General features: G+C 34.5%; 19 protein-coding genes. 4 read left to right on the forward strand and 15 right to left on the reverse strand.

Annotated elements, in window-relative coordinates:
• The first annotated feature begins 129 nt into the window (after positions 1-129).
• The gene (locus tag DYH56_RS03640; RefSeq protein WP_158539040.1) at positions 130-2,133 is read left to right on the forward strand and encodes a cache domain-containing protein; all 2,004 of its coding nucleotides are present in this window, start codon (positions 130-132) and stop codon (positions 2,131-2,133) included.
• A gap of 77 nt (positions 2,134-2,210) precedes the next feature.
• On the opposite strand, the gene DYH56_RS03645 is transcribed toward DYH56_RS03640, so the two are convergent.
• Together DYH56_RS03645 and DYH56_RS03650 are read right to left on the reverse strand one after the other, a co-directional pair.
• Positions 2,211-2,759, reverse strand: a complete 549-nt coding sequence (locus DYH56_RS03645; RefSeq protein ID WP_114641501.1) for a Fe-S-containing hydro-lyase — start codon at positions 2,757-2,759, stop codon at positions 2,211-2,213.
• 371 nt (positions 2,760-3,130) lie between these two features.
• Positions 3,131-3,973 carry a fumarate hydratase gene (locus DYH56_RS03650; protein ID WP_114641502.1) on the reverse strand — a complete coding sequence of 281 codons (843 nt, stop codon included), beginning with the start codon at positions 3,971-3,973 and terminating at the stop codon, positions 3,131-3,133.
• Positions 3,974-4,216: 243 nt separating this feature from the next.
• Here DYH56_RS03650 and DYH56_RS03655 point away from each other — a divergent pair, with 243 nt between their 5' ends.
• Positions 4,217-6,202, forward strand: a complete 1,986-nt coding sequence (locus tag DYH56_RS03655; RefSeq protein WP_114641503.1) for an SIR2 family protein — start codon at positions 4,217-4,219, stop codon at positions 6,200-6,202.
• A gap of 76 nt (positions 6,203-6,278) precedes the next feature.
• Here DYH56_RS03655 and DYH56_RS03660 read toward each other — a convergent pair whose 3' ends face one another.
• The 11 genes from DYH56_RS03660 to DYH56_RS03710 all read right to left on the reverse strand — a co-directional run bounded on the left by DYH56_RS03660 (position 6,279) and on the right by DYH56_RS03710 (position 17,504).
• The gene (locus DYH56_RS03660; protein ID WP_114641504.1) at positions 6,279-7,739 is read right to left on the reverse strand and encodes a uridine kinase family protein; all 1,461 of its coding nucleotides are present in this window, start codon (positions 7,737-7,739) and stop codon (positions 6,279-6,281) included.
• 22 nt (positions 7,740-7,761) lie between these two features.
• Positions 7,762-8,715, reverse strand: a complete 954-nt coding sequence (locus DYH56_RS03665) for a YegS/Rv2252/BmrU family lipid kinase (RefSeq protein WP_114641505.1) — start codon at positions 8,713-8,715, stop codon at positions 7,762-7,764.
• A 144-nt stretch (positions 8,716-8,859) separates the two neighbouring features.
• On the reverse strand, positions 8,860-9,387 hold the full coding sequence (locus DYH56_RS03670) for a cob(I)yrinic acid a,c-diamide adenosyltransferase (RefSeq protein ID WP_114641506.1): 528 nt from the start codon (positions 9,385-9,387) through the stop codon (positions 8,860-8,862).
• Between the two features lie 147 nt (positions 9,388-9,534).
• On the reverse strand, positions 9,535-10,701 hold the full coding sequence (locus DYH56_RS03675) for an NAD(P)/FAD-dependent oxidoreductase (RefSeq protein WP_233499992.1): 1,167 nt from the start codon (positions 10,699-10,701) through the stop codon (positions 9,535-9,537).
• 295 nt (positions 10,702-10,996) lie between these two features.
• Positions 10,997-11,578 carry a dihydrofolate reductase gene (locus DYH56_RS03680; protein WP_114641508.1) on the reverse strand — a complete coding sequence of 194 codons (582 nt, stop codon included), beginning with the start codon at positions 11,576-11,578 and terminating at the stop codon, positions 10,997-10,999.
• An 11-nt stretch (positions 11,579-11,589) separates the two neighbouring features.
• Positions 11,590-12,444, reverse strand: a complete 855-nt coding sequence (gene thyA / locus DYH56_RS03685) for a thymidylate synthase (RefSeq protein WP_114641509.1) — start codon at positions 12,442-12,444, stop codon at positions 11,590-11,592.
• Positions 12,445-12,846: 402 nt separating this feature from the next.
• Positions 12,847-13,503: a methyltransferase domain-containing protein gene (locus tag DYH56_RS03690; RefSeq protein ID WP_114641510.1), complete on the reverse strand. Its 657-nt coding sequence runs from the start codon at positions 13,501-13,503 to the stop codon at positions 12,847-12,849.
• Positions 13,493-14,086: a pimeloyl-ACP methyl esterase BioG family protein gene (locus DYH56_RS03695; protein WP_114641511.1), complete on the reverse strand. Its 594-nt coding sequence runs from the start codon at positions 14,084-14,086 to the stop codon at positions 13,493-13,495. The genes DYH56_RS03690 and DYH56_RS03695 overlap by 11 nt, the downstream gene beginning before the upstream one ends.
• Before the next feature lie 73 nt (positions 14,087-14,159).
• Positions 14,160-15,332 (reverse strand): aminotransferase class I/II-fold pyridoxal phosphate-dependent enzyme, encoded by a 1,173-nt coding sequence (locus tag DYH56_RS03700; RefSeq protein WP_158539041.1) that lies wholly within the window; start codon positions 15,330-15,332, stop codon positions 14,160-14,162.
• Positions 15,322-16,545, reverse strand: a complete 1,224-nt coding sequence (bioA, locus tag DYH56_RS03705; protein ID WP_233499993.1) for an adenosylmethionine--8-amino-7-oxononanoate transaminase — start codon at positions 16,543-16,545, stop codon at positions 15,322-15,324. The genes DYH56_RS03700 and bioA overlap by 11 nt, the downstream gene beginning before the upstream one ends.
• Positions 16,546-16,637: 92 nt before the next feature.
• A complete protein-coding gene (locus DYH56_RS03710; RefSeq protein WP_114641514.1) occupies positions 16,638-17,504 on the reverse strand; it encodes a DMT family transporter in 867 nt (288 codons plus the stop codon).
• A 345-nt stretch (positions 17,505-17,849) separates the two neighbouring features.
• On the opposite strand from DYH56_RS03710, the gene DYH56_RS03715 reads away from it, so the two are divergent.
• The gene (locus DYH56_RS03715; protein ID WP_158539042.1) at positions 17,850-18,746 is read left to right on the forward strand and encodes an omptin family outer membrane protease; all 897 of its coding nucleotides are present in this window, start codon (positions 17,850-17,852) and stop codon (positions 18,744-18,746) included.
• Positions 18,747-19,239: 493 nt separating this feature from the next.
• A complete protein-coding gene (locus tag DYH56_RS03720; protein WP_114641516.1) occupies positions 19,240-20,160 on the forward strand; it encodes a 2-thiouracil desulfurase family protein in 921 nt (306 codons plus the stop codon).
• Positions 20,161-20,319: 159 nt separating this feature from the next.
• On the opposite strand, the gene DYH56_RS03725 is transcribed toward DYH56_RS03720, so the two are convergent.
• Positions 20,320-21,525: an AarF/ABC1/UbiB kinase family protein gene (locus DYH56_RS03725; RefSeq protein ID WP_114641517.1), complete on the reverse strand. Its 1,206-nt coding sequence runs from the start codon at positions 21,523-21,525 to the stop codon at positions 20,320-20,322.
• On the reverse strand, positions 21,522-23,012 hold the full coding sequence (locus tag DYH56_RS03730) for a phytoene desaturase family protein (RefSeq protein WP_114641518.1): 1,491 nt from the start codon (positions 23,010-23,012) through the stop codon (positions 21,522-21,524). The genes DYH56_RS03725 and DYH56_RS03730 overlap by 4 nt, the downstream gene beginning before the upstream one ends.
• Positions 23,013-23,289: the final 277 nt, after the last annotated feature.

The following is a 23,289-nucleotide window of genomic DNA, read 5'->3' on the forward strand; positions in this document are numbered from 1 at the left end:
AGGGATGAAGTTAAATAAAGTTCTTATATTTTATTACAAATGACGTTGTTTTTAAGAGAAGCTACGATCTATTTCATGGCTATAGGACGTCTAAAATTTATAAAGTATTTAGTTACAGGGAGAGATAAGATGCAGGATTTAAAAAAAATAGGAAGGTATTTTCGTTTTACCACCTTATTTATATTGATCATAGCAATTCTGGTAATGGGGGGATTGTGGGTATATACCAGCTACTCTACCTTTTATAGGGAATCAGGACAATTAAAAGAGGAATACATAGCTTCCCAAAAAGACTTAATCCAAAACGAGGTCAATAAAGTTATCGATGAGATAGAACACCATAAATCTAAAACGGAGGAAAAGCTCAGGGAGAGTATTCGAGAAAGAGGATATGAGGCATACGACATTGTCATAAATATATATGAAAGGAATAAAAATAAGAAAAGTAAGAAGGAGATAGAACAGATAATCGCAGAAACATTTTCTGGGGTCACCTTCAATAAAGGCAGGGGTTATTATTTCGGAGGGAGGGTCCAAGACGTAACCCTTTTATTTGGAGACCGTCCACAAATTCAAGGGAAAAAAGTACTGGATTACCGAAGTCCTGAAGGTAAGTATATCTTTAGAGATATAGTGCAAATTTTAACTTCAGAGGGCGAAGGGTTCTATGAATATATGTGGGAACATCCAGGTGATATTGGAAACAGCCACAGAAAGGTTTCTTTTTTTAAGTTAGTAGAGCCCCTCAACATTTGGATAGGCACAGGGGAATATTACGAGGATTTTCAATATGAGCAGCAGCAGGAAATATTAGAAAGAATCTCAAGGGTAAGTTTTGGAAGAGATGGTTATATTTTTGTATCTAATTTTAATGGTCTTAATCTGACCACAGGAGACAAAAAACAAAGCCAACTAATAGGGACAAACGAGTGGGAACTAGAAGATTTCCGTGGAGTAAAAATAGTCCAGGAATTGGCAAAGGCTGCCAAAAAAAAAGATGGTGGATTTGTATATTACAAATGGCATAAACCTAGCAAAAACCAACCGGTAGACAAGATAACTTTTGTTAAAGGTGTCTCAGGTTGGAATTGGATGGTAGGAACAGGGGTATATTTAGATGACATAAATGATGCCATAGTGTTCAAAAGAAAAATACTGAAAGAAAGGATCATAGAACACATAGCAGGGATTAGCTATATCATTTTCTTTTTAGGTAGTTTAGCGCTTCTGCTTGAGTTACATGTTTTAAAAAGGATAAAAAGTATCATCAAATATGAGGAAAATGTCTCTGAGATCCTGCTGAACCTTTCAATGGACGGCATATACTTAGAAAATGACAGAGGGGAAATATTAGACTGTAATGAAAGTATCCACAGGATGCTGGGATATACAAAGGAGGAGCTTTTGAATTTATCTCTGGCTGATCTCATGGCTGAGAATCAGAGAAAAGGTTTTTCTGTAGAAAGAGGCGTTGATTTGAAAAATTCCCATAGAGAGGTAATGATTAAGAAAAAAGACGGGACTCTACTCTCAGCTGAAATAAGTACTTCAGCTTTAGAACTGGAAGATGAAAAAAGGCAGATAACTTTTTTAAGGGATATAACGAAAAGGAAGGGCATGGAAAAAAACCTGAAAGAACTTTCAATCAGGGACGGTCTGACCCAGCTTTATAACAGAAGGTATATTTTTAAAAAGCTAAAATCAGAGGTTGAGAAATCCAATGAGAACGGACTACCTCTATCAATTTCATTAATCGACATCGACCATTTCAAAAAAATAAATGATGTATTTGGGCATATGATGGGAGATGAAGTTTTAAAAAAAATAGCTGTGGCATTGCAGGAAAATTTGAGAGACGAAGACCACATCGGCAGGTATGGCGGGGAAGAATTTTTGATTATACTGCCAAATACGAAATCAGAAGAGGCATTAAAGATAATAGAAAGGATAAAGACTATAATTAACCAATTAAGGTGGAAAGATGACAAACTCGCAGTTAGTTTTAGTGGTGGAATTATTGAGAAAAATTCAAAAACCTCATACACTAAGTTGGAAGAGATGGTCGATGAAGTAGATAAATTACTGTATAGAGCCAAGAATAATGGGAGAAACCGAATCGAAATACAAAAATAAAATACAGGAATTCCTAAATAGGAGTTCCTGTATTTTTATTTTGTTATGCAATTTTTGCACAAGTCCAGTCAGCTAAATTAATCTTCGATGTTATATTCTTTTTGACCCATCTCATAGAGATCATTTCCATAGATGTCGTTTATAACTATAGCAGGAAAATCCTCTACTTCCATCTTTCTGATGGCTTCGGCTCCCAGATCATCATATGCAATAACTTCAGCTTTTTTAATAGATTGTGCTATAAGAGCTGCTGCTCCTCCTACTGCTGCAAAATATACAGCTTTATGTTTTTTTATATATTCCTTTACTTCATCACTTCTGGCACCCTTTCCAATCATTCCCTTTAATCCAACTTCGATTAATTTTGGTGCATATGGATCCATTCTATAAGAAGTTGTAGGTCCTGCACTTCCAATTGCTTTTCCCGGCTTAGCAGGAGTTGGTCCTACATAATAAATTATTTGCCCCTTTGGGTCAAATGGCAGTTCTTTTCCCTCTTCTAATAATTTAACCAATCTTGCATGGGCTGCATCCCTTGCTGTATATATAGTACCAGAGATCTTTACAGTATCCCCTGCTTTTAATTTTTCTATATCACTATCTTTTAATGGTGTTGTTAACTTCATTTTATAACCTCCACAATATTAAATTTTAATGTCACTAATTAATACTAAATTAACCTAAGTTGCTACCTGTAAAAAAATCTAAGGATTCCATCCTTAACTGGCTCTGTTTCTTTTTATCTGAAAAGAAATAGAGGAAAGAAAAGCAGACTTTTTTTAATGATGTTATTTGAGTAAGTCAAAGGTAATGCCCGTCTTTTTATAGCTACAGTCCTCGCTACACTGCGGAACTTATTCTGTTGGACGACTGAGTAGAATCTTTACTGAGAAGCTAGGGAACATCTGAAAAAAAGGGTTTTTAACCTCAAAAATGTTCTCTTGGCGAGTCTCTTTATCTCATTTTCTCAAAGTTCTAGTTACTTTGTGACAATATCTTATAAGATTATCTCCTTATGTCTGGCAGCATGACAATTTAAGTTTATAGCAACCGGCAGCGATGCAATATGACAAGGATAAGTTTCCACCTTTACTGACAGTGCTGTATTCCTTCCACCTAAGCCCATAGGTCCTACCCCGGTTTTATTCACTAACTCTAATAATTCATCTTCTAATTTAGCGTTTATAGGGTTTGAACTGCTGTCATTTACATCTCTCATTAGAGATTCTTTAGCTAACAATGCAGCTTTTTCAAAAGATCCTCCGATTCCTACTCCTACAATAATTGGAGGACATGGATTCCCACCGGCTTTTTTAATTGTTTCCACAACAAATTCCTTAATTCCTTCTATACCATCAGCTGGTTTTAACATCTTGATAGCACTCATATTTTCACTTCCGCCACCTTTTGGAGCTACGATAATCTTCACCTTATCACTTCCAGGCACTAACTTCGTATGGATGATTCCAGGAGTGTTATCCTTTGTATTTACCCTGTCCAACGGATCTTTTACAACTGATTTTCTCAAGAATCCCTTTTCGTAACCCCTTCTGATTCCTTCATTTACGGCTTCATAGATATCTCCATCTATATAAACCTCTGTACCGATTTCTAAAAATACCACTACTATTCCGGTATCCTGGCACATAGGTACCTGATTCTCTTGAGCAATTTCATGGTTAGTTACGATCTGATTCAATATATTTTTCCCTACAGGAGATACTTCAGTTTCAGCAATTTTCTTTAAATTATCTAAAACATCTGAACCCAGGTAAAAATTGGCTTCCATACACATCTTTTCTACAGCATTAGTCACTTTATTTAGATCTAAATTTTTCATACAACCACCTCTTAAATTATTTTTATATCATTTTTCCTATATTTTTATCACCATCGAAACAAAATTCCCCTTAATACTACACCATTTGACTTTTTTTTTCAATTAACTTAATGACAGTTTATAAATATATATATATATCAACAAGAGTGATAACTCGTATATATGACTTTTCTTAAATTTCATTGTGAATAGAGCAAAAATAAAGTATAATTAATCGAGTATATTTATGCAGGAGGAAACGATTTGGAAATTTTTGAAAAGGTAAATTATAATAATTATGCACTTTGGATAGGTGACAATATAAATAAAAAATTAAATATTCCTACAAAGAACGAGCTGGCCTTAAAAATCTATAAGGAACTCAGTGAGGATATAAAAGAAAAAGTAGAAAACAGGGAAAGATTAACTGAAGTTTCCCAAATATTTTTAGATAGTGCTACTGGAAATATGATGAATCTGATCTCGCTTCTCAGCCATGAGCTGCAATTAGAGGGGAAACTAAGACCCTATTCCTATCTTTCTGAAATAGGGGTGATAGATACCATTATTACCCACGATCATTCTGAAATTTTAGAATCTATATGGACAGATGGAGAGGTTCACAATATTTTTTGTGAGAAAGAACTCACAAAATCCAATGTAAATTTATTTAAACTTTTAGGAGATTATGGACATACAGAACGAATAATATTAACTTCTCAAAATATGAGAAAAGTCAAAAAATTGAAATTATACGATCATTTTTGGGAAAAATTAAATAAAGAATTGAAAGATAAAAACTTAATTCTATTAGGAGTCAACCTAGACGAAGATACTAAAGATATCCTTACCCTGGTATTTTCTAAAACAAATTTGTCCAATACTGCCAGATATTTTGTAACTTCCAACCCTATCTCTATGGAAGATGAATCATGGTTAATTTCAAATAAATTTGAATTTATCTACGAAGATGACCTAAATTTTGTAAAAAAAATGGCTTTATATTTTAATAATGAAAATATAGAGACTACTAAGGCAGAGGCAGAGATCCAAGTAGTTGAAAATACAGAAAAAATTCAAACACCGGAAATGGATAATAAGATTGAAGATAGGGAATTAAAATCTGAAAATTCAGAAGATAACTTAGAAAAAGTGATGGTTGAAGAGGAAATAAATGAAAATAAAGAGGAAAAACAATTAAAAATATTTGAGAAAGAAGAAGTCTTGGTAACCGATGAAAAAAAAGACAACCTAAATATTGTTGAAATTGAAGAGATAACAGAGAATAATCTGGAGACTGCAGAAGAAAAAATAGAAAATGAACCAATAGAAGAGGAATATATTGTTGAAAATCTGGAGATCCCCCTGTATCTAGACGGGAACACACTGAAAGGGGAGATAATCGAAACAGAAGTTAGAAACAGGCAGAAAAGATTAGTTGAATTCAGGGAAAGAAGATCCCCAGCTTACAAAGTTGATGATTTTTCTGAGATCAACCATTATAAAGCCTTAGATATAAAGATCCCCTTTGAGTGTGCCGACCTTCCTCAAATGAAATTAGAGAATAAAGTATTTGCTGGAAAAGCGGATATAAGGTGTAATGACCAGACAATCTATAATGTTGCAGTTAAATCTCACATGTCGGGGAAATATCAAGTTGTAGATTTTAAAAATCATGATTTCTATTTAAGACTTCTATTAGACGGTGACAGAGTCATGAGGTTTGCCTATAAAATTTCTGAAAACACCGTTAATATAAAGGGGAGAAATATATATATATTCTTTAAAAATTTATTTAGTGGGTTTGAACTGAGTTTTAAAAATAAAAAAACTAGTGGGAATTTCAAGATTATTTCAAATGAAGATGTGGAAAAATTAGATATAATTCTCGATACAATAGATAAATATCTGTCTGTAAAAAAACAAATAAAAATTAGGGACATTAATTTAAAAGAACTCCTAAAAAATACCAGGAGTTTACAGGTTCTATTTAGTTATTATAACAATACTCCCAAGATAACCCATGGAAATATTACCATTAGGACTGATTTTGCAGGGGATATAGCTGAGGTAGATAAACTTGTATTAAGTTACCCTGTCACTATCAACTTTTTAGGATTTACAAGATCATTTATAGAATCAACTGAGATTGAGATTGACAGCTCAAATATCACTCATCTAGGAGATCAATTGGAAGTCCAGGCTTTCAATACTGTTCAAAATACAACATATAAAGAGATTATAGAGTAAAAATAGAGGGTAATGGTCAGATGATCATTACCCTCTTATAGTTTTAATTTTTTATTGTCACAATAGACCAAACTCCCTAATATTTATAAAAATAACTGCCACCTATGAATTCCTTTAATATGGAATTATCTGGAACCAATTCCTTATCTATCTCCCTGAAGTAACTCAAAAATTTTATGAGTCTTATGGCTTCCCCGTAGTGCTTACTGGATGAATCGATCTTCTTCAACTCCTTGGTTGCATATCTTTTCAATACACCTAATTCATATATTAAGTTGGAGTTAAATATGGCATCGGCTTCCTCTTGGTATGGGAAAATGTTTTTCCCCTCCCCTTTTCGTATGGAATCCCACATATCCAAAGTTCCATGAGCAGAAGTTCCACGGGATAGAGAATCTCTCACAATTCTCCTTAATTTCCTGACTTCACTGGTTGGGATCCGGTTATGATCATCGATATTTAATGCCGTCAAACAACTGATATAGATCTTAAATTTATGTTTTTTCTCAATATGACTGGTCAATTTCTCATTTAAGCCGTGAATGCCCTCAATTAGGAGAAGTCCGTTTTCAGAAAGTTTAGTTCGGACTCCCTTGTTCTCCCTTTGTCCGGTATGGAAATTATATATGGGAATTTCCACTTCCTCCCCTGCTGTTAATTTAACCAGGTGTTCATTTAATAAATTTAAATCCAAACCATCTATAGACTCAAAATCTTTTTCCCCGCTTTCGTCTAAGGGGATATATTTTCTACCTCTATAATAATTATCCAAAGATACTACCACTGGTTTTACTCCATTTGCCTTTAACTGGATGGCCAGCCTTTTGGTAAATGTAGTTTTTCCTGATGAGGAAGGTCCGGCTACCGTAACTAATTTAATATCCTTGCAGCTAGTTATCTCATCTGCTATATAAGCTAATTTTTTTTCATGTAATGCCTCGTTGACTCTGATTAATTCCCCGATATCACCCTCCAGGCTGATTTTATTTAATGCTCCTACATCTGGAATATCTAATATTTCCCCCCATCTCTCACTCTCACAAAATATCTTTGCTAATTTAGGGTGATCTACAGTTTTAGGAAGGGTATATTCCCCCTCTCTCAGAGGAGCTTTTAAAATTATTCCATTATCATCCCCATATTTAAGAACATCAAATAAGTTTATATAACCAGTGCTGGAAAATAATCCATTGTGAAAAAAATCATAAAATCCATCCATCTCATATAAACTAATATCGTGATCAGGGGAGTACTCCACCAACCTGGCTATATCTTCCCTGTGGTCAAAACATGACTTTTTAGTAAATTTACAACTCTTCATATCCTGTCTCTTTATGGTAATATCCGAATGAATTATTTTACTCATCATTTCTTTGATCAACTGGACATCCTCTTCTGTAACACTTCTTTCTCCTATGATTTCTGCTAAAACGCCATTATTTAGTGAAAAAAGTATCTTCACTTTTGAATTTGGAAACAGATCATTTACAGCTTTAATAAATATAAATTTTAATGTTGAAAAATATTTTATGTTCATAGTTCCCCCCCTCTAGTATAAATTACTTTGTTTTTTTAGGTAAGCTCGATCTTAAGTTTTCTAAAAATTTATCTATCTGCTTAGGTTCGACCTTCCTATATCCCAGGATATTCAAACTATGCTCTTTGCAGGTTATATGCAGCGGGAACTCTGGTCCTTTTTCCCCATCTATATCGGTACGGAGTTCTTCAGCACAATCTATCCTGACACTGTTCGTTCTAAAGTAAGATATTCCGTTATCACTGTCTTCTAGATGATTTCTAATTAAAAAATTAAAAAATGATTTAGCTGTATGCACCAGGTCCGCTTTTATTATTATTACATCCAGCATCCCGTCGTCTAATTCTGCTTTATATGCAATGTTAATATTCCCGGCTGTTTTCCCGTTGAAAATAAATACTAAAAAAGCATCTCCCACATAGAAATATTCATTCCCCTCTACAAAGATCTTTAATTTTTTAAATTTTGGAAGTTCCTTGATTCCATTGATATAGTAAGCCAGTTTTCCCATGGTATTTTTAAGATTTGTAGGAGTATTTTGAGATACTTCTGTAAACAATCCAAAACTTAATACATTTATAAAAAATTTTCCATTGACATATCCCAGATCAATTTTTTTTGATTCAGAGGTTATTATCTGTTCACACGCTTCCCTTATGGTACTGGGTATACCTATACATTTAGCAAAATCATTGGCTGTCCCGGTTGGTAAGATACCAACTGGCAGGTCTATTTTCATTTTTTTCATCATATTTATACTGTCACTGACAGATCCATCTCCACCAGCCAGGAGGAGGTGGTCCCACCCCTCATCATTCAAATCTGTGAAAGCATCTTCTAAGGTCGCTTCATAGGAGATTCTAAATGGTATCAATTGATAACCATGTTTTTGGTATACCTCTATTATTGTATCTATCTGATTTATTATTTTATTATTCCCCGAAAAGGGGTTATAGATTAACTTTACTTTTTTCACCTTATCACCTCTACCATTAATGTTTACAAGTTTTCTTTTCTGTAATTCTATTATACTACAAAATATGAAAAAAAATAATAATAGCTCAACTCTTATTCAGAAAACTCCCATGAAAGAGTGGATGGTGATATAACTTTTTAACTGCTATTTCCATTCCTCTAACTTCAGCTTCCCCTCTGCTTTTTCTTCTATTCTTGCCAGAAGATATATAAGATCGGAAAGTCTGTTTACATATTTTTTTACTTCCTCACTTATTTCTGCTTCATCTGCCAGGGAGAGGACTCTTCTTTCTGCTCTCCTGGCTACAGCTCTTGCTATATCCAGTTTAGCAGACTGTATCGTCATTCCCGGCACTACAAAACCTTTAAACTCAAGTCCCCTTTCCAGTTCATAGACCATGTTTGTTATATGATCCACATGATATTTTTCAATTGGTTTACTAAACTCACCTACAGTAGCCAGACTTCCTCCCACCCTGAATAAATCATGCTGTATACCTTCTATTATCTCTTTTACTTTCTGTACTTTCACATAATGCTTTGTTTCTCCAAGATGTGAATTCAGTTCATCTATTGTTCCATAGGCCTCCACCCTGGAATTGTTCTTAGCTATTCTCTCTCCGCTCCAGAGAGATGTTTTCCCTTTATCTCCACCCTTAGTACTTATAGACATAGGATTCACTCCTCCTTTAGATTATTTTTTCATCTCAATAACTTTATACCACACCTAGATAAAAATCCTGTTCAGTTAATTTCTTACTATAAACTGAAATAGGATTTTAAAACAAAAAAGCTGCTTTATAGGCAGCTTAAAAGATAGTTATTCATATAATCCATAAAGAACTTCAGGCCCCTCCTTTGATCTTATAAAATGGCCGGCCATCATGGAAGTTTTCATATCGCCAATAAGAATAGCTCCTACTATCTTATTGTCCCTTACAAAAAATTTTCTAAATATACCATCTTTATTATACTTGTAAAGAACTGCTCCATCCTCATCTATATTACCTCCTGAGAATAGAGATATACCTGTAATTTTAAGACGTAACTCAGGCACAGTAGGGTTATAGTTTCGAATCTTAATACCGGTCATATTCCCCCCAGCCACTTCTCCCTGTTCCTTAGAAGGTGCCCAGAGTCCATAAAGGGTTCCTTTAAATTCTGCTGCATCTCCAGCAGCAAAGATTCCCTTTATATTAGTTTCCATATGCTCGTCTACGATAATCCCTCTATTAAAGGCAATACCGGCACTTTCACACAACTCCAGTCTTGGAATAATCCCTGCTGAAAGAACTATACATCCTGTATCAAAAATAGTTCCATCCTCAAACTCTACTCCCTCTACCCTCTTACTACCTACAATTCTTTTAATGGTTTTCCCCAATATGAATTTTATCCCCTTCTCCTCCAAGGTCCTCTGTAATATCTCAGCTCCTTCCCTGCCCAATTGTCTATGGAGCAGCCTATCTGCAGATTCCACTACGGTTACATCCTTTCCCAGCTGTACCAGAGAGTTGGCAGCTTCCAGCCCTAAGACCCCCCCTCCTAATACTACAACACGATCACATATCTCTATATGATGTATTATCTCATCCGAATCACTGGCTCCACGAAATTTGAGGATCCCTTCCTTATCCATCCCCTCTATATCCGGATAACGAGGTCTGGCACCTGTAGCTAAGAGGAGTCTGTCATAGCTCATCATACTCCCATCAGAAAATTCTACTTTTTTATTTTTACTATCTATCCTGACAGCCTCCTTATTTAAAGTCACCTTTATTTTTTTGTCATCATAATATGCATCTCCATAGGCTATCAATTTTTCTATAGGAGTTTTTTTTGCAAGATACTCAATAAGCCTTATCCTGTAATAAAATGGCATAGGTGACTTAGTCACAACGGAGATTTCCCCTGTTTCATCATGTTCTCTGGCAGAAATTGCAGCAGAAATCCCTGCAATTCCATTTCCTAATATAAGATATTTCATAAATGCCCCCTTAAATTTCATTTAATTATAAAATACAAGTTTTATGAAAAATTTCCTTTTATAACTTTTTTTTTAGTTTGAAATATAAATCTCAATATTCCTGTAGATTAGCCAAATTAGCATATGGAAATAGAACGCGGATTTTTGTTTTCACATCTGTGTAATTACAGTAAGAATTTAATACTCGTATATCCTAGTTTCGATTGGTGGTAAAAAAAGCTAGATTTTAGTCTGTACAAAAAAGAGAGTCTTTTGGACTCTCTAGTTAAAAATATATTTTGTACAAATCAAGTTTCTAGATATTTCCTTTGAAATATCTGACTACTTTATAGTTTACCAAATTATTGTTGTCCAATCTGTCCTTTCCCTGACCGATTTTAACAACTTCAAAACTGCACTTTTCTTTTAGACTACCGTGACCCATCAACTTTACAGGGTTTTTAATATCCGGAATTCTTTCCACTTCGGTAGCATAGATGTTAGAAACCAGGTCAAACAGGTTCTTATCCTCTAAAAAGTAGGAATAAAGCATAGCTCCTCCAATCACCGAGATATCATTGACCTTGCTTTCTTCTTTAATATACCCCTCTAAGTTTTCTAAATTTATAAATGTTAAATTTTCAATATATTTTTCCCCTAAAATTTCTTTGGCATCTTCAATTGTTTTTATCTTATTTGAAACTATCACATGTTTCCTTTTAGGCAGTCCCCCAGTAGGTAAAGATTCAAAAGTTTTTCTTCCCATTATCATAGTAGTTCCAATGGTCATCTCCTTAAAAAATTGAAGATCCTCCCTTATATTAAATACCAGATCATTTGTGTCTCTATTTCCCACTATGTTCTCCCTGTAGGAGATAGAATATATCATATTAACCATAAATTTTCCTCCTATATAGCTATCTCAATCTTATTTGACTTGGACTTAGGTTCATATCCTGCTAATTCAAAATCATCGATGGTAAAATCAAAGAAGTTCTCTACCTTATTTTTAATGATTAATTTTGGTAATTCTGATTCTGTATCAAATTCTTCTCCAATGGCAATCATTTCCTTTACATAATCTATATGTCTGTCATAGATATGATGATTTACAGTGAGATGAACAAACTCCCCTGCTTCTAACCCTGCAATATGAGCCATCATATATACCAGAGTAGCATACTGGATCTCATTGTATCCACCAGGCCCCGAAGCCGCTAAGAAGTCTCCTGAACGCTGATCCAGGACTGCATTAAGTTTCCCCCCTATCACAGAAAAAGTAATGGTATGAGCACAGGGAACCAGTCCCATATCTTTCATATCTTCATTGTTCCAGATAGTTACTACCATCCTTCTGTCACCAGGTTTATTCTTCAATAGATAGATGACTCTCTCTACCTGGGTCATATTTCCTTCAGGAAAATCTATCTTTTTTCCCAGCTGATATCCATAGGCTTTCCCGATACTTCCGTTTTCGTCAGCCCAAGAATCCCATATCTTTAATGGCAGATCCTTGATGTTATTGGAATTTTTCACCCATATCCATATCAATTCCTGGATAGCACCCTTCCAATATTGACGTCTTAAGGTAGTTATCGGCAGCCCCTTAGACAGATCGTACCTTGTTATTGATGCAAATTTTGCCACTGTATTTGCAGTAGTCCCGTCTGCCCATACAGGTCTTACTCCGTCTAATCCGTCATTTGTAGCTCCTGCTAATATATCCTTTGCTTCCTGTATAAATAATTTATCTGAATAATTCATCCTAACCTCCTAAAATTTCAACATATATTCTATCATAAATTTAACACAAGTAAAAGAAACTTACTTTCTAATACCATTTTTATAAATTTATGCCACTCCTCTAACCTTTTTGCCACTAATCTACACTAAAGATATACAACGCAGAGACACAGTGGTCACAGAGCTGCACGGAGGATGAAAAAAGATACACAGAGACCTCTCTTTTCTCTGTGAAACTCTAATTAAACATTCAAAATTTCTTCTAGTTATAAGGAATTTATATATTTAATTTTCTTTATTAAGTATGAACAAAATTAATACTCGTATATTCTTCGTATAATCCCTCAGTGGATCTCTGTGTTCCAAAAGATTTATTTTTTCTGTTCAATTTTTTTTGCTATCTCGTGTTCAGTCTACAGGTTTTTACTTTTCACAGATAAAATACCCGACCTTATAGGTTAATTCCCTGGCTGAATAATTCCTTATCTTCTCCATATTTGTCTGTCCTATTCCTGTTACCCCTGTATTCTTAAGGTGTTTCAATCCCTCCATGGGAGTATCAAAGGCTAGCTTAAACTCCTCCTCATATCCGCTGATATTTTTAAAATAAGGACTTAGGAGGATTTTCAACTCTTTCATATCCAGATATTCCAAGGAGATCCCGAAATGATCTGAAATTTCCATCAAATTCCCCTTTATATAGATGGAAAATACCAAAGTATCTGAAGCGTTGGATATTTTTTCAAATAATTTATCTTTATCTTCTATCCACTGGAATACCGAGCTGGATATAATTAAATCAGCTTTTCCTATTTCTAACTTTTCAATATCTCCTCCTATAAACTCCACAGAAGGCAGATCTTTTATATATTCCTTACTCTCAAAATATTTATCATTGACTATTAAATCCTTATACTCTATATTTTTTATTATATTTTTGGTCAGAACACCTGTCCCGGCACCAATCTCAAAAATAGTCCTGTATTTTTTTTTAGGAACCAGATTTATTAATTTTTTCGCTACAATTTTTTGAATATGAGCATTTTCCTCATATCTATCAAATTTTTTATCAAAATTCATCCAATATCTCTCCCCAGCTATTCCACCTGTCGAAAGGGTAATGTTCCTCTTCTATAAGTTTATATTCCGTATCTTTGTAATAATTCACCAAACTCCTGGAGGTGAAAATTCTGTCCTTGGTAGAGATCAATGAATATTTAAATATCGACGGTATCTCACAATAATTTTCACCGAATTCAGCTAAGATCTCCCTGTATTTTTTTATAACTTCATCATCTTTAATCTCCAGGATATCCAGCCCTGTATTTTTCATAAACTCCAAATATCTATTTATATCTAAATTTTCCAGAGTCCGGTTAAATATCATAGGAGATATTCCATCCCTTCTATGAATGGCTCTTGTACCCCCGTTTATTGCAATTACTTTATTTAAAGATATTTTTTTTAAATTTCCCAGTTGTTTGGAAGCATTATAAACCCCAAAGGACCAGGCAATAACATCTATCTCCTCATATTTCTCCAAGTCCTCTAAATCTATTTTTTCATCCAGATCTATAATTTTGACTTCAAAATCATCCCAATCTAAAAATTTAAAGGTCTCCTTGGGGACTCCCCACCCATTAAAAAATAATATTAATTTCACCTATGACCTCCTAACGACCTCTGGTCGAATTCAAAACCTTTTCTTTACCACGAATTACAAAAATAAAATCTTTTTATTTTTCACATAACTCTAAATTAACTTTATTTGTGTTTACCTGCGTTATTCGGATTAAGATTTTTTCTAACCTTTCTATAAACATCATTAATTTTTCCATATCCATATCTGCTGTCAGGGTGAGTCTTATCCTGGCTGTTCCCTTTGGAACTGTAGGTTCCTTAATTGGATAGACAAGATACCCTTTTTTCCTTAAGATTTCAGACAGCTCTATACATCTTTTATTATCTCCAATGATGATGCTTATGATCTGCTCTGTACTTACAGTTTCTATATTTTTTTCCTTTAATTTTTTATAACATAATTTTTTCAATAAATTTAATTTTTTTCTTTTATGGTCTAAAGACGGCATGTTTTTAAATACATACCTGTTCCAGCTGGTCTGGATAGGAGATGGAGCTGTAGTATAGATAAATTTCCTTCCCCTGTTTATGATATATGATCTTGCGATGTTATCTAATATCAGTATCCCTCCGTTACTGGAGCCGCCCTTTCCCAATCCCAGCATGATAAAATCTACCTCTTCTGTTAAAGATTTTGTATGAGCTAGTCCGTAGCCCAAAACACCATATGAATGTGCTTCATCCAGATAGAGCTGGGAATCATATTTATTTTTTAATGAAACCATCCTGTCTAAATCAACAATATCTCCATCCATGCTGTAGATACTCTCTGTAATAATCAGAGACCTCTTCCAGGTGTTTCTATATTTTTTTAATTTTTTCTCCAGGTCCAGATAATCCAAGTGTTTATACCTCACTATCTTAACCCCGGAATTTATAAGACCGTCATAGATACTGGCATGATTATACCTATCGGTAAAGATTATATCTCCCTTGGAATAAAAAGTTTCTATGACTGTGGCATTGGCATCATACCCGCTGCCAAAAACTAAAGATTTTTTTTTAAAAACTTCATCGATCTCATCTTCAAAACACCTGATTTCCCTATGATTCCCTCCTAAAAGTCTGGAACCGCAGCTTCCAAAGGGCATCTTATTGAAATCTAAATTATCTATAAATTTTTTCTTGAAATTTTTATCTGAATTTAAATCCAGATAATCATTGGAGGAGAAGTCCAAAATATAGCTGTCCTCAACAACTTTCAATTCCCTGTAATTAGACTGTCTTTTCAGATCCTCTAACTCCTCTAGAAGTTCCCTATAAAACATCTTTCTGCTCCTGCTCAAACCAGGTTTTGAAGGTTTCAACAACATAATTTAACTCGTCGGAAGAGATTATATAGGGGGGCATGATATATGCAAAATTTAAAAATGTTCTATTCCATATTCCTTTTGAAAAACAATATTCCTTAAATCCCTTTAAAATTTTGTTATCGGTTACCTCTATACATCCGCATCCGCCTATTACTCTGACTTCCTTTATAAGAGGATGATCTATTTCCTTTAATTTCATAAGAGTCGACTCTATCTTTTTTATCTTAGACAGATAATCCTCCCTCTGGAAAATTTCAATTGATTTTAACCCTGCTGCACAGGCAAGAGGATTCCCCATAAATGTAGGTCCATGCATAAAAGCATCTTCTGGAGAATCGGAATAAAATTTATCATATATCTCATCTGTAGCCACTGTCACAGCATGACCTAAGTATCCCCCGGTCAAAGCCTTTCCCAGGACTATAATGTCCGGAATCAAATCTTCTGAAGCAACAAATAGATCTCCTGTCCGTCCAAATCCTGTGGCTACCTCATCAAAGATAAAGAGTACACCATATCTATCACAAAGTTTACGGGCATTTTTCAGATACTCCCTGGAATGGATCTTAAATCCACCTGCACCCTGTAAGATAGGTTCCACTATAAATCCTGCTATCTCTGCAGAATGTTTTTTCAATATATCTTCTAATTCATCTATATTATCTGGTTCCACATAAAAATTTGCAGGGATATCATCCCCCTTGAAGGCTTTATGATAATCTGGGTCATCTCCTACCTCCATAGCTTTCCATGTGTCTCCATGGTATGAATCTATAAAAGATATAAACTTTGTCCTCTTTTCTCCACTATTATTAAAATATTGAACTGCCATCTTTAGAGCTACTTCCACTCCTACAGACCCGCTGTCGGAAAAAAAGCAATGATTTAAATCGCCGGGTAAAATAGCTGAAAGCTTTTTACTGAGTTCCATAACAGGCTGATGGACAAGCCCCCCTAGCATGATGTGGGACATCTTATCTATTTGATCTTTTATGGCATTATTTATCTCTATATTATTATATCCATGAATTGCACACCACCAAGAAGAAACGGTATCTATTAATTTATCACCATCATTGGTATATAAATATACACCTTCTCCCTTTTCTATTTGGATAGGTGTAGTCATAGTCTTCATCTGTGTATATGGGAACCAAATATTTTCCAATTTGCTTACCTCCATTTAATTTAATTTTATTCCACTAATTATATCATGTATAACTAAATAAAAAAAGCAACGTGACGTTGCTCATAAGTAAATTAAATAAAGAAAAGCGACGCTCCTCCTACAGATATAACAGCCCCTAAAATTTCTATAGGTCTCACTCTTTCCTTGAATATCAGGATACAAAAGGGTATCACCAGGATGGGACTTGTGGATGAAAGGGTGGATACTATCCCTGCACTTGCATTTTTTAAAGCTATGAGCATTGCTGTGACTCCTACAAAGGGACCAAAAAACGATCCTACCACCAACCACCTAAAAGCTTTTTTATTTTTTATCCCGTTTTTTATTTCTCCCCATTTTCCCCTGACGGATATGAGGATTATAAAGGCTATTGTTGCTACAATTATTCTAATCTGGGTAGCAGCAATGGGATCATAGGATTCCAGTCCTATTTTACTGAAAACCATCCCTAAAGACTGTCCCAAAACTCCACCTATGGCACAGAACATACCTTTTATTGGGAATTTTTCTTTTTTCTCTCCCTTTCCGTTACCATTAAACATCACCAGGAATATCCCGCCTATAGTAAGGAAAACAGCTGTCCCCTCTTGAAAACTCAGGGTTTCCCCCAGCAGAATCCATGCTGAAAGAGCAGTCACCACAGGTACTGTGGTCATTATTAGGGTAGTTATACGAGCTCCTAACAGAACGAAGGATTCAAACATGAACAGATCACCTAAGAACATCCCTATGAAGCCAGATATTCCTAAAAACGTATATTCTTTTAAACTGGCGTCTGTCGGAAGAGGCAGCCCCCTAACATAAAAAGAGGTAATACTCAAAAAAATCATTCCCTGTACGAGCCTCACGATATTCACCGTAAGGGAACCTACTTTTTTACCGGCAATCTCAAAGGAGATCGATGCTCCTGCCATGCCCAATGCTGCTACTAATGCCATTATTTCCCCTAAATATTTAATTCTAATCCCCCCTATAACATATTATCCATCAAATTATATTCTTTGTATGAGTTTAAAGTCAATTTAAAAATATAAAACTTAATTGACTTTTAATTAGTTTTTAGTGTAAAATTAGTAAATGTCGTTATTCCTCGATTGAAGTTTTTATGATATTAATAAAATAAAAAGGAGCATTATTTTATGAAATTTATTTCAAAAACACATTTTAATTCTTATGAGCAAATTTTTTCGAAAAAATTTGTTTCAAAACTAAGCTTTCTCTTAGCTACTTCAGCATTTTTTTTAAGTTATAGTTGTTTTAGTTATTCCATGAGTGCTTTGGATATGTCTAGTACTTTAGTGTCCGTTGAAACAGAAAAAACAAAAGTACCTATTTCTTTTACCTTAAGTACAGGTGTTTTAAACGGAGAGTCCCACGAATATGCATATTATCAAACTGGTGAAAAACTGAGTGAACTCACTTGGAATTTAGATAATGTTATTATGGTAGGAGGTCAGATATCAGCAGATATCACAAAACGTATAAATTTAAATGCTGGAACATGGGTTAAAGCCACTGCTCCTTCAACAACCATGAGTGATTATGACTGGACGGACATTAACGATCTCGATCAACGAACTCATTGGTCAGAAACTGAAACAGAGCTAGAAAAAGGCATTATGGCAGATATTAATATCAACGGAGTAGTCCTCACTTCAGATATGTGTTCAGTTTCTGCAATAGCTGGTTTTCACTATGATAACTGGAAATGGAACTCTATGGATGGAGTCTTTAGCTATCCTAATGGTAGTGGTAGGTTATCAGATGTCATTCCTGGTATGGGTTCCAACGATAGTTCTAGTATCTACGAACAAAAGTTTTACGCTCCCTATTTAGGATTTGGATTTAATTCAAATTCATCTAAATGGTTATTTAACTCTAGGATTATAGCTACACCATTTGCAAGAGCTGAAAGTATAGATAAACATGTTTTGAGAAATTATATGTACGAAGATACTTTTAAAGACGTTTTGTATATTTCAGCAGGAGCTTCTTATGCATACCTCTTTACAGATTCTTTTTCTGTAAGCGTTTCTATTGATTATCAGACGTATGATTCTACAAAAGGTGATGAAAAAATAACCAACTTATCCACAGGAGAGACTTTTGAATTTTCTGATATCGCAGGAATATCCCATGAATCTTATATGGTTTCCTTGGGCACAAAGTATAGATTTTAATTATCTTTTATTGAAAAAGACCAACTATAAAATAAACTGTAACCATGAAACTGGACACTTGAAAAAGAGTCTTAGTTTCATGGTTTTTTTGATACAATTTTTTAATAAGAGTTTAAAGGGGTGGATTAAATGTCTAAAAAAAGATTTTCAGATATAGAAGTGACTAAATTATCTAAAAATAAAAATATTTCTAAAGTTTCAAATAAAGCTATTACATATACTTTTGAATTTAAAAAGTAATTTATTGATGAGTGCAGAATAGGAAAGCTTTTAAAGATAATGGTGAACTGGGTTTAATTGATTCTAGAAAAACATCTTCTGGAGGATCTATGAAAAGAGAGTTAACAGTTATATTTTATGAAAAATTGCCACGGGACTTGTTTAATACAAACACAAAAGTTTATTCCTTCAGGATGTGTGATTAAGCATAAAGGAAAATTAATTTTTAAGTGTATATAAAATTAGTTAAAAGTAAATAGCGGGGTGAGAGCTTATGGAAAATACTTTAAATGAAAAAATAAAAATTGGAATTTCTGCCTGTATGTACGGAGCGAAAGTCCGGTATAATTCAAAAGGATTTAATATTTTAGGTTATCTAAAAAGAGAAAAGAATGATTTTCTTTGGACACCAATTTGTCCGGAAGTTATGTCAGGTTTAAGTGTTCCTAGATCTACTATTAGATTAATAGGAGGAAATGGATTTGATTTTTGGGAGGGTGGGGCACAGGTTAAAAATAGATTGGGAAAAAATGTCAGCGGCATGTTAAAAGCAGGAACTTTATCATGCTTTGAAACACTAAAAAGAGTAGATGTTGATGCATACATATTTATGGAAGGAAGTCCTACTTGTGGTATTTATCGAACTACTTTAAAAAATGAAAGATTCGGAAAACCGCCTGGTATTTTAGGAGCTTTACTTCTAAAGGAACAAATGTTTTTAATTCCGGCTTTAGATTTACAAAGTCCTTTAAAATGGTGGGATTGGAAGAGAAGACTGGTAGCTTTCACTTGGTTTAAAAAAAAAGATCTCAATACCCTTTGTGAATTTTTTGAATGTTGGGATATTCTAAAAATCCTCTGCCAAGAAATTGATGAAGAAAGTGCTGAAAATGTAAATAATAGCCTTAAAAATTTCTCTAATAAAACCGATCCAAAAAAGTTTAAAGAGATTCAAATAGAGATTTTAAATATTTTAAGAAAACCTTCAGATCCTAAAAAAATTAAAAAATGGTTATGGAAAAATTATAATCACCTAAAAAAAGTGCATGGTATAGAAGTAAGTCGAATACGCCACCCCGAATATTTAAGGGGAGTAACCCATGTAGCTGAGGAAATACTCCGAGTAGAATTAGAAGCAAGAAAAATAAAAAAGTGTTTTAGAAGTTCTCCTATTGATTATGCACCTGGAAGATAAGTTATTTATAAATCTACATTCAAAAACAGCAAGTCGGGTTAATCCACCGACTTGCTGTTTTCTTAATATATTCCAGATATAATACGCTTGGCAGAATTGAAGTTTTAAATCCTGAGGTGGATTTCACTTATTTCTCTGCATTTTTTAACCCTTCATATTTTAATGAAACTGCTCCAGAAGTATATCGGTAAATCCCCTCACATCTTCCATTAAAACAGCCTGAGGGTTGCACCTCATGACCATTCCATCCAAATACATGAGGCTTTTTATTACAGGGAACATCCCGCTTCCGAAATCCATCCCAGAGTTTATTCCAAGCTTTATAGTTTCCATCATCCTCCTGGTAAGACTAACCTGAGAAACCGTGGCATGGGTAAAATCACTGTAAAGATCCATAAACTTCTCCAAGAAAATTCTATAACTGCTGGAATCAAGGGGTTTTTCAGACATCTTATTTAAATTTTCAGCTGCCTTTGGATAATCATAACGGCTAAGGTAGTAAAAGAACCAAAAGAGCCCCTTTCTGAGCCTTGGGGAGATAGTGGATAACCCTGCACAGTCTAGAAAATATAGTTTTCCATCATTGCCTAAAATAATATTTCCAGGATGAATGTCCCCGTGAAAGATTCCCACATTAAATATATAGAAACTGTGAACTCTGAAAAGCTCCAAGAGATTTTCATAGGTAAGACGTCCTTCTGCTAAAAGATGATCGAAGGTATCCCCCTCAATATAGTCTGATACAAGGATTCTTTCAGAGGATAACTCCTTGTATACCCGGGGAAAATCCAGGGATTTCAGATCGAAATATTTCAGATTACCATCTCTTATACTCCTCAATTTTTCCATATCCATATATTCATTGACGAGGTCTAGTTCCCTGCTGGTATAACCTTTTATATTTTCAAGAATCCCACCTGGATCAAAGATCTTATTAAATTTTGGCCATATCCTGCCTATCATGGAAACTGATCTTTCTATCCTTGAAATATCCCTGAAGAAGGACTCTTTAAAATTACTTCTTATAACTTTTATGGCCACTTTTTCTCCACTTTTTAAAGTCCCCCTGTGAACCTGTCCAACAGAAGCCGAGGAAAAAGGTTTTTCATCCCAAGAAGCTAAATTTTCCAGCACGGCAGTGTTTCCTTCCAAGAGTTCTGATAAAGTCCTCTCCTCAGCAGAAAAACTGTGGGCGTAGAGCTGTGAGAGGTGGGAACACATTTCTTCTTCTAAAAAATCAATTCTGAGAGCATAGTGTTGGGCTACTTTTACAGCCAGAAGACCCTTTTTTTGAATTTTATAAAGGCTGGGCAGTTTTTTTCCGTAAAAGGAAAAAATAAGTTTTCCAAATCCAAGACTATTCATAGTCGTTCCTCCTGATTTATTAAATCAGCAGTTATCCTACCAGATTCGTAAATAGTAGGAAGGCCGCTTCCAGGATGGGTTCCTCCTCCTACTAAATAAAGATTTTTATAACCTTCAAGTTTATTGTGAGGCCTAAATATGAGCATCTGTGATACCTGGTGTCCCAGGTTGAAGGTAGCTCCTAGAAACACATCTTTTTCCTTCTCCCATTCTTTTGGAGTTATTATTTTTTCTACTTCTATATGACGTGAGACTTCTTTAAATTCTCCCTTTGTTTCCAAGGCTTGAATGATCTTGTCTCTGAATTTCATCTTTTCTTCTTCCCAGTCTATCCCAGATTTATTATTGGGCACAGGAACGAGAACATAGAGAGTTGATTTTTCTTTTGGAGCCAAGGTGGAATCTGATACAGAGGCATTTTGAACATAGAATGAAAAATCTTCAGACAGAATCTTCCTTTTGGTTATATCATCTATATTTGACCTATAATCTTCGGCAAAGATAATATTGTGGTGAGGGATATCGCTGTATATCTTGTCTATTCCCAGATAGAGCATAAAGGTAGAACATGAATATTTTTTTTTATACAGATTGGAATCGGAATACTTCTTCCTTAGGTTCTCAGGAACGAGTTTAGACATCCCATTGGCAAAATCGGTATTCATTATTATATGCTCTCCTTCCACAATGCGGCCATCGGACAACTTTATTCCTACAGCTTTTTTTCCCTCAAAAATTATCTCCTCTACAGGAGAAGAAAGTTCTATCCTCCCTCCTTCTTCTTTAATAACCTCTGCCATTACTTGGGAAAGCCTATTGAGCCCTCCCTCTACATGGTATATCCCGTCGCTGTGTTCTAGATATGGAATTATACTGAATGTTCCTGGAGCCTCCCAGGGGGACATACCTATATATTTAGCTTGAAAAGTAAAAGCAAGCTTCAGCAGGTCATGCTTAAAGTACTTTTCCAGGGTAGTGTAGAGGGACATATGGGCATCTAAATATGGAAGAGCCTTTAAAAATCTGAGTTTTAGAAAATCCTTCCAGGAACTATAGGGAACCTGTAGGCAGGGAATGAGCCTCTTACACTTAATTTCCTCCCTTTTAAGGTAGGAGAGGTAGCCTGAAGATTCTCCCGGAAAGTTTTTTTCAATCTCTGTTATCATCTTTTCTCTGTGCCTGGAAGACCAGGGATAGAAGGATTTTCCATTGCCAAATTTGAGGCGATACATAGGATTTACTTCTATGAGTTTTACATAGTCTTCCAGCTTTCGACCCGTCTTCTCAAATATCTCTTCCAGTACACTTTTCATAATAAAAAAGGTAGGGCCCAGATCGAAGGAATAGTCTTCCAGATTTATTGGTGAGTTTCTTCCACCAAGGTAAGGTTGTTTTTCAAATATATTTACTTTATATCCCATGGATGCCAGTAACATACCTGCAGAAAGGCCACCGGGGCCAGCACCAATTATCAACACATCTTTCATCTTTTACCTCCCTATGAATATTTCAGTAATATTTTATTAGATAAAAAGCTGAAAATTCCTTTCGAAACTTCCTGGAATAAAAAGATTTATACGATTATATACGTTTATATTAAAACAATGGAATAGAGGTAAGTGATATTCATAAATTTTTTAGAGGAAAATCTAAATATATATATATATATATATATATATATATATAATATCAATATAGATTGGTTTTATGGAAAGGTCTTATGAGAAAGGATAAGAGATAAAAACCACAAAGACATATATCTCT

The sequence above is a fragment of the Psychrilyobacter piezotolerans genome (assembly GCF_003391055.1).
GTDB lineage: Bacteria > Fusobacteriota > Fusobacteriia > Fusobacteriales > Fusobacteriaceae > Psychrilyobacter > Psychrilyobacter piezotolerans.